Below are 12,540 nucleotides of genomic sequence, written 5' to 3'. Positions count from 1 at the left end.
CGTTAAGCTAACCTGTACTAATTACCCGTGAGGCTTAACCATACAACACCAAAATGGTGTGAGACTGTTAAGTTAGAAGTTAGAAATTAAGACTGAAGTAGACACATTACTTATAAAGCTTTCCGAATTTACAATTTTTTCCTGACGACCATAGCGTTTTGGAACCACCTGACCCCATGCCGAACTCAGTAGTGAAACGAAACAGCGTCGATGATAGTGTGGCATTTGCCATGTGAAAGTAGAACATCGTCAGGGCCCTATTTAAGAAAGCCCGGCTCAAAGAGCCGGGTTTTTTAGAGCAAAAAAAGAATTTACAAGTTTTTGCTTGGCGACCATAGCGTTTTGGAACCACCTGACCCCATGCCGAACTCAGTAGTGAAACGAAACAGCGTCGATGATAGTGTGGCATTTGCCATGTGAAAGTAGAACATCGCCAAGCTCCTAATTATACGAAGAACCCAGCTTATAGCTGGGTTTTTTCGTTTAAAAGCATTGATACTCTACTTGAACATGGCAGGAAAAAAGCTGAGTGAAGCGAATTCATCCATGTGATAAAGCTGTAGGGAACAGCTTTACATCGCGTAGGCGACCCGAAGGGCAAGGGCAGGATAGCCCGAAGTAAAGTAGTCGCTACGAAGTAGAGCATCTTACTGCGTAACGCACCAAGCTCCTATTTACAGAAACCCGCTCATTGAGCGGGCTTTTTGCGTTTAACTGCCCCCTAAAACTCAGTATCTAACTTTGTTACCTGTAGCGGAGTAATGAAGCTTCATTGCTGTTAGTGAATAACCAACAGTGAAAGATATATGCTACCTTGTAAGCTCTTACTCAAATCAGTAGTTGTTTTCACCACACAAGCTCAGGAGTGAACCATGAAGATAAGTATTGAAACGCAAGTAAAAGCACCACTAGCAAGCGTATGGGAAGCCTGGGTAACGCCCCAAGACATCACGAGCTGGAATTTTTCTATCGATGACTGGTGTTGTCCAAGAGCCGAAATAGATCTGCAAGTCGGTGGTAAATTCAACTATCGAATGGAAGCAAAAGATGGCTCTATTGGCTTCGATTTTGAGGGATGCTTTACGAAGGTCGAGGTACAGGATTCTATTCATTTTGAGCTTGAGGATAATCGGCTTGTCACCGTTTCTTTTATAGAAGTTAGCGATGGCGTTAGAGTCGTTGAAACTTTCGACGCAGAAGACGAAAACTCGGCCGAGCAGCAAAAACAAGGTTGGCAAAGTATTCTCAATAATTTCAAAAAGCACGTTGAAGGAAAGAGTAACTAAGCAAGTGCTGCTTCATTTCTGTTTGTAACTGATGGAGCAAGTCCCGTAGAGGCTTTTTTGTGCACAGAGTAATATAAGCAGAGAGCGCCAATACAAGGTGTCTTGCCTAATGTGTGAGCGTGATTAACTGAGATAAGATTTAGAAAAAGAAGGAAGGGTGTTCCCCGGCTTGCGGTTACGAATATCAGCCCTTGAACCCTAAGGTTCAAGGCGGAAGACACCTGTAAGCCGTAGGCTTCTCGGTACATGCCGAGCTTGCGCAATAGCCTACAAAATGCATTCCTAAATAAAAATTATCGGCTCAGGGACGTCATTCGCTGGCCAACAAGCTAGGGAACACCTTTAGTATATAAGACCCAGCAACAGGGATACAGCCTAATAACAAAATTTCCTTCCAAGTGCGGGCAAAGTAAACAAGCTGGGTGTTATTTGATCGCTATCATACTTGGGTGGTCACAATACGGTGGAGTCGCCCTCGCAGCGATGGTAGCATTGGATATTGAAATCAATATTTTTCGTCATACGCGAGCCAATCATGAGCGAACAACCTAGCTATCAGCAAGCCCAACTACTCTTAGAAAGTAACGACATCTTTGTTATGCCCTCCGAAGTGCAGGGGATTATCACAGGGCTCCTAGCCTGTGGTCTGGATATCGAAGAAAAAGATTACCTGGGTCTTCTTAGCGATGTGCTTAATGACGGCATTAGTTTTGAAAAGACCCTCAAACAATGGTTGAGTGAACTCTACTCCCAAGCAGTTGAAAGCTTCTCCAATGAGCAGTTGCAGTTTGAGCTTTTGCTGCCGGACGAAGAAGAAAGCCTGATCGATCAAGCTAATGCCCTGGTTGCCTGGGTAAACGGCTATTTACTGGGTTTTGGCTTAAAGCAAAAAGATTACGGCAAGCTAAGCGATGACGTCAAAGAAGTGATCCAGGACTTCACCGAAATCAGCCGCCTTGATACCCACTTTGATGAGACCGAAGAAGACAAGCAGGCACTGCATGAAGTGTTGGAGTATGTGCGCGTATCGGCCATGCTTTGCTTTGCCGAGCTGGGTAAACGAGAGAGCACGGCGCCAACTTCAAAGACGCTACACTAATGAATATCACTAACGCAGAATACCGCGCGCGCCAGCACCAGTTGCTGGCGCAAATGAAAAACAACTCGGTTGCCCTTATTCCCGCTGCCAAGGAAATTACCCGCAGCCGCGATACCGAATTCCCGTTCCGCCAGGACAGCGACTTTTTCTATCTCACCGGCTTTAATGAGCCCGATGCCATGTTGGTGCTGGTCAAAGGCGAAGAGCAAAAGTCCATCCTGTATTGTTGCGCCAAAGATAAAACCGCCGAGATCTGGCATGGTCGCCGTATGGGCGCCGATGCTGCTAAAGAACAGCTCCCTATCGATGATGCCTACACTCTTGCCGAGCTGGATCAGGGCCTCATCGATGCGGTGAACCAAAAAGCCACCCTCTACTATGGTCAGGGCGTTTATAAAGACGTCGACGACCAGGTTTTTGCCTTACTCAATACCCTGCGTGGCGCCCCTAAAAAGGGCTATCGTGCGCCTGAGGTGATCCGCGATATTCGCACCCTGGTACACGAGATGCGCTTATTTAAATCACCCGCCGAGCAAGAGCTTATGCGCCAGGCGGGTCAGATCAGTGCCGATGGTCACAAGCGCGCCATGCGCTTTGCCAAGGCCGGAGCCACCGAGTATCAACTCGAAGCCGAATTACATCATCATTACGCCATGAACGGCGCCCGTTATCCGGCCTATGGCACCATAGTGGGCAGTGGCGATAACGCCACCATCTTGCACTACACCGAAAACGAGTCGACCCTCAAAGATGGCGATCTGGTGTTGATCGACTCGGGCTGTGAGCTGGCCGGCTATGCTGCCGATATTACCCGTACTTTCCCGGTTAACGGCAAATTTTCTGACGCGCAAAAGGCCGTATATAACGTGGTGCTTAAGGCACAGTATGCGGCGTTGGATATGGTCAAGCCAGGTAATACCCTGGCGCAAACCGCCAAGGTGGTAAACCGTATTCTTACCCAGGGCCTGATTGACCTTGGCTTGCTAGAAGGCGAGCTTGACGAGCTATTAGAAAGCCAGGCCTATCGTGCCTTTTATATGCACGGCCTTGGCCACTGGCTTGGCCTTGATGTGCATGACGTGGGTGAGTATAAGCAAGACGAAAAAGACCGTCCTTTCGAGCCAGGCATGGTGCTGACCATAGAGCCGGGCCTCTACATCAGCGAAGATGCGCCAGTGGCAGAGCAATATCGCGGTATTGGCATTCGCATTGAAGACGATGTACTGGTCACCGAAAATGGCCATGAAAATCTCACCGCCTCGGTGCCCAAAGAAGTGGCCGAAATAGAAGCGCTAATGCAGGAGAGCTAACAGGTGCAGCACTTTGATGTGGTGATTGTAGGCGGTGGTTTGGCCGGGGGCACATTGGCGAATGTCTTAGCACAGCAGTGTCCTAATTTACGTTTGGCTGTTATCGAGGCCTACCAGCCCAGTAACGATTATCACCCCAGCTTTGATGATAGATCCATTGCCTTGGCCGCCGACTCGGTGCACTACCTCAAGCAATATGGCCTGTTTAACGAGCACAGCGACTATGCCTGTGCCATTAAACAGGTGCAGGTATCGGACCGCGGACATTTTGGCAAAACCCAGATCAGCCATGCGGATTATGGTCTTGATGCCCTGGGTTACGTGGTTGAGGTGCGCCCCTGGGGTCAGGCCTTACATCGTGCTTTGGCAAGCCATCAACAAGTGACCCAATTTTGCCCTGCGAAAGTCACCGCGGTAAGCATGCATGAGACACATAACCAGATCACTTTGGACGATGGCACCGAGTTAGGCGCCAAGCTGTTAGTAGTGGCCGATGGCGCCCAGTCACCCACGCGCAAGTTATTACATCTGGATTTTGACACCCAGGAATATACCCAACATGCCCTGATTGCCAATGTAGAAGTGCAGGACGACCATCAATGTCAGGCCTTTGAGCGTTTTACCAGCCATGGCCCGCTGGCCTTACTGCCCATGTCGCGTAAGCGCTATTCATTGGTGTGGTGCGACCAAGGCTATAAGCTGGGCGACTTGCAAGACGCCTCCAGCGACGAATTTGTTGCCAGACTACAGCAGGAGTTCGGCTATCGCGCCGGGCTCTTTACCCAGGTCGGCGAGCGCAGCGTTTACCCCCTGGTGTGGGGCAGAGCGAATAGTCTCGTCAGCCATCGCGCCGTGGTGATTGGTAATGCCGCCCACGCCATTCATCCCATTGCCGGGCAAGGGTTTAACCTGGGCCTGCGCGACATCAAAGAATTAGTGGCCAAAATTGCCTATGCTGGCGATGACTTGGGCACATACGCCTTTACTTCGGTCTACGCTCAGGCGCGCGCCGAAGACATTACCCGGGTGATGACACTGACCGACGGTCTAGTGCGTACTTTTTCCAATGGCTCGCGCACCATAGCCCTTGGGCGCAGTGTGGGTTTGGCGGCAATGCAACTATGCAGTTCGTTGCGCCAGCCATTAGCAAAACAATTAATGGGGTTTAATTAACGCATGTTTCAAGCGAAGGTAGCCGTGGTTGGCGGCGGGTGTGTTGGATTAAGTGCGGCGCTGGCACTGAGCCTGCAAGGCGTCTCCGTGGTGGTCATAGATGCCGGCGATAAATGCGCGCCCTTAAGCGACGAATACGGCCTGCGCGTCAGTGCCATTAACCAGGCCAGCGAAGCCCTGTTTACAGAGCTCGGCGCCTGGCCGCTAATGCAAGAGCAGCGTATAAGTCCTTATACACAAATGGATGTACGCGATAAAGACAGCTTCGCCCATATTCATTTCAGTGCGGATGATTACGATGTCACCCACCTAGGGCATATTATTGAAAACGATGTTATTCATCGTGCTCTGGTAGCCAGATTAGAGCAGCAAGCCAATGTCACCTTGTTGTTTAATCACGCCTATAAAGACATTCACCAAAGCGACAGCAATGTATTACTCACGCTGGATAATGGCTCGCCGGTGATGTGTGAGCTCTTGATCGCCGCAGACGGCGCCAACTCAGGCGTACGCCAGCGCTTTAATCTGCCCATTACCTTTAAAGATTATGATCACCATGCCCTGGTCGCCACCATTAAAACCGAGCAGGGCAATGAGCAGTGCGCCCGTCAGGTGTTTTTGCCGGACGGCCCGTTAGCGTTTTTACCCTTGGCCGATGAGCATATGCACTCCATCGTCTGGTCGTGCTCACCGCAACAGGCACAGGCCTATCAAGGCATGACTGACGAAGAGTTTAACAAAGCGCTCTACACCGCCTTTGACGGTCAGTGTGGCCTGTGTGAGGTGCAATCTAAACGCCCGGTCTTCCCACTGACCATGCGCTACGCCCGTCAATGGGTGAAGGAGCGTATCGTGTTGATGGGCGATGCGGCCCACACCATACACCCGTTAGCGGGTTTAGGTATGAACTTAGGTCTTAAGGATGCGGCGCGCTTTACCGAGTTGCTGGCCGAGCCACTGTTAAGCGGCGAGGGCGATCTTCAACGTGCACTGCGAACCTACGAGCGCGAGCGTAAGCTCGATGCGCAAAAGCATATTGCCACCATGCAGGGGCTAAAAACCCTGTTTGCCGGTAACAACCCCATCAAGAAGCTGGTACGCGGTTTAGGCTTAAGTGCGGTGAACGATATCAAGCCGCTGAAGCAGCTGTTCGCCGAGCAGGCGCTCGGCAAATAAACAGACGTCCCTTTAACTTAGGCGCAAGGTAATAAACTCGGCGAGCTTGTCGATGGCATGGGCCGGCTCCTGAGCACGTTTAATCAAACTAATGCCCACTTGCCCAAGCACCGGCAGCATGTCGGTGTGTGTGGTAAAGGGCAGCTCCTCGGGCACGGTTTTACGTGCCAATACAGTGATCCCCAACTCTTCCTTAATGGCCGCCGTGAGTCCGGTCAAATCCGCATTGGTATAGACAATACGCCAGGGAATGCCGGCCTGCTCCAGGGCATCGATGGCGCGGCGGCGATAAATACAGCCCTGTGGCGCCACCACCAGGGTCACCGGCTTGTTCGCCTTGATGGAGGTATTGCCCACCCACACCAGCTGATCTTGTAAAAAGCTTGGGTAGTGGGGGTTATCCAGCTGTTCCACTAAGGTCAGTAGCAGGTCAAACTCTTCGCGGTTACTCACGTGCATCAGCTGTTTACTGAGCTCGGATTTCACCTCCAGCGACACATCCGGATAGAGAGAAACAAAATCGCCAATAATGGCGGGCAAAATACTGGCGGCAAATTCGCTGGGAATGCCTAAGCGCACCTTACCGGTGACGGTTTCATTACTAAAGAGCTGCAAGATGGCGTCGTTTTCCTTGAGGATCTGCTTGGCCAACGGCAGCAGTTGCTCGCCCTGATGATTGAGCACCTGGCGTTGGCCCTGCTTTTTAAACAGCTTACGGCCGAGTAAGTCTTCAAGGCGCTTTATTTGCAGGCTGACCGCAGGTTGCGACAGCCCCAGCAGCTCACCGGCCTTGGCAAAACCACCCACGTCAACAACGGTGACCAGGGTGCGCAGACTGTCCATGGGGATATTTTTCATATTAGCAAAGGAAATTTATTGGCCTATATACATTGCAATTATTTATCAATCGATAAAAAATTACAATTTGTTGTTGCTCTGGCCCAGCCCTATACTGCCAACAGTTTAAAAATCACAAGTTGAGGCAGCCATGACGATCCAATCTCTCTTTTTTGCCCGTCATCACGGCGCGGAAAACGCCCAGACCAATACCTTTGTGTCGGCCAATGAACAGATCATCGATCTCGGCGGCTCGGAAGTGCTCTTGTTATTACAAAGCCTGAAGACCAGCACCTTGAACTGGGCCAATAAAACCGGCATGGCGGTGCGTTATGAGCTGGCAGAGCAGGCGCACAGCTTTGATGTTTTCTTCTTAAGCGATACCGCGCTGCGCATAGTAACCAACGACGCCGAGCCGCTGCTGGCTGTGCTTGATACGGCCAGCGAGTCGTTTGATGTGGATATTTTGCCCCGTCCCGAGCTAAATTGCCTACACTTTAGCGGTCCCGATGCCGGTGAGTTCCTAAGCCAGCAATTCAGCCTGTATATGGGCATGGCGCTTGGTGATAACAGCCAGCATTATGGCGTGCAGTGCGATGACTGTTTTGTTATCGCCAGTGCCAAGGACGCACAGCAGTACTATCGCGTGTTTGCCTTGTCATCGACGCTAACGGATTTAACCCATAGCCTAACCAGCGCTCGTTTTAACCCCCAAGCACAAGCTGCTTAAATGGGCGCACTGGGTTATGTAAGCATCTTTTGCCAGATGTTAAAAAAGTAATCGTTAATTTGGGTGCCAGCGGCGAACAACTTATGTATAATCGCGGCCCATGTTATTCCCCCTCGATAATCGAGGCCACGCCCACCATACTGGGTTTGTAAAACGTGAAGGAATATTATGTCTTCTAAAACACCTCTACATGCCAAGCACCTGGAAGCCGGTGCAAAAATGGTTGATTTCCACGGCTGGGAAATGCCGATCAATTACGGTTCGCAAATCGAAGAGCACAACGCGGTGCGTACCGACGCTGGCATGTTCGACGTATCACACATGACCATAGTTGACGTTCAAGGCGATGACGCCAAAGCTTTCCTACAAAAATTGGTAGCAAACGACGTTGCTAAGCTAACCGTTGCCGGTAAAGCGCTTTACACAGGCATGCTTAACGAGCAAGGCGGTGTGATCGACGATTTGATCATCTATTTCTTCAGCGACACCGAGTACCGCTTAGTGGTTAACTCGGCGACCCGTGAAAAAGACTTAGCCCATTTGGCTGCCGTTTCTGCCGATTTCAACGTGAGTGTGACCGAGCGTCCTGAGTTCGCCATGATCGCCGTGCAAGGCCCTAACGCCAAAGCAAAAACAGCAAACGTACTAAGTGCAGCACAGCAAGAAGCCGTGGCCGATATGAAGCCATTCTTCGGTGTGCAGGCCGGTGATTTATTTATCGCCACAACAGGCTATACTGGCGAAGACGGTTACGAAATCGTAGTACCAAACGAGCAAGCCGCAGACCTATGGCAGCAGCTGCTAGACGCAGGTGTAGCACCGGCTGGTCTGGGTGCGCGTGACACCTTACGTTTGGAAGCAGGTATGAACCTATACGGTCTGGACATGGACGAAAGCGTATCTCCGCTGGCGGCCAACATGGCCTGGACCATTGCCTGGGAACCTGCAGAGCGTGATTTCATCGGCCGTGCAGTATTAGAGCAACAACGCGCTGACAAGAGCACCGACAAACTTGTTGGTCTTGTGCTTGAAGAAAAAGGCGTATTACGCAGTGGCTTAAAAGTAGTAAGTGAAGCGGGCGAAGGGGTGATCACCTCGGGTACCTTCTCACCAACACTAGGTCACAGTATTGCACTTGCCCGTGTACCGCGTGAAATCGGTGAAACGGCGCAGGTTGAAATGCGTAAAAAATTAGTCAATGTTAAAGTGGTTAAACCTTGCTTTGTGCGTCAAGGTAAAGCCGTAGTATAAGAATATAAATTTACACCAAAGGAACAGACAATGAGCAACATTCCAAGCGAGTTAAAGTACGCTAGTTCACACGAGTGGGTACGCGCTGAAGGCGATGGTACTTACACTGTAGGTATCACAGAGCACGCGCAAGAGCTTCTAGGTGACATGGTATTCGTAGAACTACCAGAAGTTGGTGACGAAGTAGACGCAGGTGAAGACTGTGCCGTTGCTGAGTCTGTAAAAGCGGCTTCAGACATCTACGCGCCAATCGGCGGTGAAATCGTTGCTATTAACGAAGAGCTTGAAGATGCACCTGAAACGGTAAACAGCGACCCTTACGGTGACGGCTGGTTATTCCGTATTAAAGCATCTGATGAGTCTGAGCTTGAAAATCTGCTTGACGCAGAAGGCTACCAGAACAACATCGACGAAGACTAATTAGTCGTTTGGGCGTCGGCCCTGAAAAGCCCCGTTTTGGGGCTTTTTTGATACTAACCCCAGGTACCTGGGTATCGGGTTAGTGTAGATGTGCCGCCATATCGGCACCCTTACAGGTTTGGTGCAATGCCATATTTGTTGGCAATAACCCCCACTAAACCGCATTAAATTTCTTGGATCATAGGAATCTGGACACATGTCAAATGCCAAATCTCTTGAACAGTTAGAGCAGAAGCAAGATTTTATTCGTCGTCACATTGGCCCAAGCGCGGCGCAAATGAGCGACATGCTAAGTGCTCTTGGAGTATCGAGTGTTGAAGCGCTGATGGAACAAACTGTTCCTGCTAGCATTCGTCTTGAGAACGGCCTGCAAATTGGCGAAAGCCGCACTGAGGTTGAAACCCTAAGCTACCTAAAATCAGTAGCCAGCAAAAACAAGGTATTCAAATCATACATAGGTCAGGGTTACCACCCGACGCATGTACCTCACGTGATCCTGCGTAACGTTTTAGAAAACCCAGGTTGGTACACGGCTTACACGCCATACCAGCCAGAGATCGCCCAAGGTCGTTTGGAATCACTGCTTAACTTCCAAACCCTATCAATGGACTTGACCGGTCTTGACCTTGCAAGCGCGTCACTACTTGACGAGTCAACTGCTGCGGCTGAAGCCATGGCTCTTGCTAAGCGCGTTTCTAAAGCGAAAAAAGCCAACGCATTCTTTATTGCAGAAGACGTTCACGTACAAACTATCGACGTGGTAAAAACACGTGCCGAGCAGTTTGGTTTTGACATCATCATTGGTCCTGCAAGCGAAGCGGCAAACCATGAGATCTTCGGTGCCTTATTCCAGTATCCAACAACAAGCGGTGAAGTGGTTGATTTAACTGACCTTATCGCTGCTGTACAAAGCAAAAAAGCACTAGCCTGTGTTGCTGCAGACATCATGGCGCTTATGCTACTTAAAGCCCCAGGTAAACTAGGTGCAGACGTAGTACTTGGTTCAGCACAGCGTTTTGGTGTGCCTATGGGTTACGGTGGTCCACACGCGGCCTTCTTCACCACGCGTGATGCCTACAAGCGTTCACTACCTGGTCGTATTATCGGTGTTTCAAAAGACCGCCTGGGTAATGACGCACTGCGCATGGCAATGCAAACACGTGAACAGCACATCCGCCGTGAAAAAGCGAACTCAAACATCTGTACTGCACAGGTGTTACTAGCGAACATGGCTGCCTTCTACGCGGTTTACCACGGCCCACAAGGTCTGAAAACAATCGCTGAGCGTATCCACCGCTTCGCCGATATCCTAGCTGCTGGCCTTAAAGAGAAAGGCGTAGCGCTTAAGCACGACACATGGTTCGACACCATTACCGTTGTTGCTGATAACAAAGACGAAGTGGTTGCACGCGCACTAGCGAAAGAAGTTAACTTCGCGACTAACCACGCAGGTGAGTACTCAATCTCTGTATCTGAGACCACAACACGTGAAGACGTACTAGAGCTATTCGACATCATCCTAGGTGAAGGTCATGGTCTAGACGTAGCGGCACTTGATGCACAAATCAGCGCCAATGGTTCACAGTCTATCCCAGCTAGCCTAGTACGTGATGACGAAGTGTTAACGCACCCGAACTTCAACTCGTACCACAGCGAAACTGAGATGCTTCGTTATATCAAGCGTCTAGAAAACAAAGACTTATCGCTTAACCACTCAATGATCTCGCTAGGTTCATGTACCATGAAACTAAACGCGACCGCTGAGATGATCCCAATCACCTGGCCAGAGTTTGCAAACTTGCACCCATTCTGCCCATTGGATCAAGCGGCCGGTTACCAGATCATGATTGGTGAACTACACGACTGGTTGGTAAACATCACAGGTTACGATGCAGTATCACTACAGCCTAACTCAGGTGCTCAGGGTGAATACGCGGGTCTTATCGCCATTCGTAAATACCACGAGTCACGCGGCGAAGGTCACCGTAACGTATGTTTGATCCCAAGCTCTGCGCACGGTACTAACCCTGCATCGGCACAAATGGCCAGCATGAAGATCGTAGTGGTTGATTGTGACAAGCTAGGTAACGTGGATATGGCTGACCTTAAAGCGAAAGCTGAAGCCGTGTCAGAGAACCTATCGTGCATCATGATCACATACCCGTCTACGCACGGCGTATACGAAGAAACCATCCGTGAAATCTGTGACATAGTGCATCAGCACGGCGGCCAGGTTTACATGGACGGCGCCAACATGAACGCGCAAGTAGGTGTAACCAGCCCAGGCTTTATCGGTTCAGACGTATCGCACCTTAACCTACACAAAACATTCTGTATCCCACACGGTGGCGGTGGCCCAGGTGTTGGCCCAATCGGTGTTAAATCACACCTTGCGCCATTTATGCCTAACCACAGCGTGATCAACGTACCGGGTACCAATGTAGACAACGGCGCGGTATCGGCAGCTCCTTACGGCTCAGCGCTTATTCTTCCTATCTCATGGGCTTATATCACCATGATGGGTAGCGAAGGTCTACGTGAAGCGACCGAAACAGCGATTGTTAATGCCAACTACCTGGCCGAGAAGCTAAGCGAGCATTACCCAATCCTATACCGTGGCCGTAACAACCGTGTTGCTCACGAGTGTATCGTTGACCTGCGTCCAATCAAAGAAGCCACTGGCGTATCTGAAATGGACGTAGCTAAGCGTTTGATGGACTACGGTTTCCACTCACCAACTATGTCATTCCCGGTAGCGGGTACCTTGATGATCGAGCCAACCGAGTCTGAGTCTAAGGTTGAGATCGACCGTTTCATCGAAGCGATGGTGTCAATCAAGAGCGAAATCGACAAGATTGCTAACGGCGAATGGTCAATTGAAGACAACCCGCTAGTATACGCGCCGCACACGCAAGCCGATGTGCTAGGCAACGACTGGAACCGCGCATACGACCGTTTCTATGCTGCATTCCCAGTTGAAAGCGTAGCGAAGAACAAGTTCTGGCCAACGGTTACACGTATCGATGACGTGTTCGGTGACCGTAACCTGATCTGTTCTTGTCCTGCGGTAGATACGTATCGCGACGAGTAATTGGCTGATTACTCGCTGCAGAGCGAGGGCTGATTAACAAGTTTGGAAAGCGCCCCTGAAAAGGGGCGCTTTTTTTGTGTTTGTAGGTCGGCCTTTAGGCCGACAATGAAGGGCTATTTCTTCGAATTGGCTTTGGTGTTAATGCGTAAGGGCATTCTTTCAAATAA

The 12,540-nt window shown here is 50.3% G+C and carries 10 protein-coding genes, 2 rRNA genes and 1 other RNA gene; 11 read left to right on the top strand and 2 right to left on the bottom strand.

What is annotated here, in order from left to right; genetic code table 11:
• The first annotated feature begins 140 nt into the window (after positions 1–140).
• From rrf (C2M24_RS02020) to C2M24_RS02010, 3 genes are all read left to right on the top strand, one after another.
• A 5S ribosomal RNA gene (gene rrf, locus C2M24_RS02020) occupies positions 141–255 on the top strand.
• 69 nt (positions 256–324) lie between these two features.
• Positions 325–439 (top strand): 5S ribosomal RNA (rrf, locus tag C2M24_RS02015).
• 433 nt (positions 440–872) lie between these two features.
• Entirely contained in the window at positions 873–1,286 is a 414-nt protein-coding gene (locus C2M24_RS02010; protein WP_105213131.1) for an SRPBCC family protein, read from the top strand.
• Between the two features lie 157 nt (positions 1,287–1,443).
• On the opposite strand, the gene ssrS is transcribed toward C2M24_RS02010, so the two are convergent.
• A non-coding RNA gene (gene ssrS / locus C2M24_RS02005) (6S RNA) lies at positions 1,444–1,625 on the bottom strand.
• Positions 1,626–1,821: 196 nt separating this feature from the next.
• Here ssrS and C2M24_RS02000 point away from each other — a divergent pair.
• The 4 genes from C2M24_RS02000 to C2M24_RS01985 are packed head-to-tail and all read left to right on the top strand — an operon-like array spanning position 1,822 to position 6,044.
• Entirely contained in the window at positions 1,822–2,385 is a 564-nt protein-coding gene (locus C2M24_RS02000) for a UPF0149 family protein (protein WP_105200871.1), read from the top strand.
• Complete coding sequence (gene pepP / locus C2M24_RS01995; RefSeq protein WP_105213130.1) at positions 2,385–3,695, top strand: Xaa-Pro aminopeptidase; 1,311 nt, start codon at positions 2,385–2,387, stop codon at positions 3,693–3,695. Before C2M24_RS02000 ends, pepP begins: the two co-directional genes overlap by 1 nt.
• A 3-nt stretch (positions 3,696–3,698) precedes the next feature.
• Positions 3,699–4,868, top strand: a complete 1,170-nt coding sequence (ubiH, locus tag C2M24_RS01990; RefSeq protein WP_105213129.1) for a 2-octaprenyl-6-methoxyphenyl hydroxylase — start codon at positions 3,699–3,701, stop codon at positions 4,866–4,868.
• A 3-nt stretch (positions 4,869–4,871) separates the two neighbouring features.
• Positions 4,872–6,044, top strand: a complete 1,173-nt coding sequence (locus tag C2M24_RS01985) for an FAD-dependent oxidoreductase (protein WP_105213128.1) — start codon at positions 4,872–4,874, stop codon at positions 6,042–6,044.
• Between the two features lie 12 nt (positions 6,045–6,056).
• On the opposite strand, the gene C2M24_RS01980 is transcribed toward C2M24_RS01985, so the two are convergent.
• Positions 6,057–6,902, bottom strand: a complete 846-nt coding sequence (locus tag C2M24_RS01980) for a LysR substrate-binding domain-containing protein (RefSeq protein ID WP_105200875.1) — start codon at positions 6,900–6,902, stop codon at positions 6,057–6,059.
• A gap of 130 nt (positions 6,903–7,032) precedes the next feature.
• Between C2M24_RS01980 and C2M24_RS01975 the strand changes: the two genes are divergently transcribed.
• The 4 genes from C2M24_RS01975 (at position 7,033) to gcvP (ending at position 12,373) form a co-directional block, all read left to right on the top strand.
• Positions 7,033–7,611, top strand: coding sequence for a hypothetical protein (locus tag C2M24_RS01975; RefSeq protein WP_105213127.1), 579 nt, complete (start codon positions 7,033–7,035; stop codon positions 7,609–7,611).
• A gap of 168 nt (positions 7,612–7,779) precedes the next feature.
• The gene (gene gcvT, locus C2M24_RS01970; RefSeq protein WP_105200877.1) at positions 7,780–8,862 is read left to right on the top strand and encodes a glycine cleavage system aminomethyltransferase GcvT; all 1,083 of its coding nucleotides are present in this window, start codon (positions 7,780–7,782) and stop codon (positions 8,860–8,862) included.
• 30 nt (positions 8,863–8,892) lie between these two features.
• Complete coding sequence (gene gcvH, locus C2M24_RS01965) at positions 8,893–9,282, top strand: glycine cleavage system protein GcvH (protein WP_105200878.1); 390 nt, start codon at positions 8,893–8,895, stop codon at positions 9,280–9,282.
• Positions 9,283–9,478: 196 nt separating this feature from the next.
• On the top strand, positions 9,479–12,373 hold the full coding sequence (gene gcvP, locus C2M24_RS01960) for an aminomethyl-transferring glycine dehydrogenase (RefSeq protein WP_105213126.1): 2,895 nt from the start codon (positions 9,479–9,481) through the stop codon (positions 12,371–12,373).
• Positions 12,374–12,540 lie beyond the last annotated feature (167 nt).

The sequence above is a fragment of the Pseudoalteromonas sp. T1lg22 genome (assembly GCF_002964645.1).
Lineage (GTDB): Bacteria > Pseudomonadota > Gammaproteobacteria > Enterobacterales > Alteromonadaceae > Pseudoalteromonas.
This window is presented reverse-complemented; position numbering and strand designations above follow the sequence as displayed.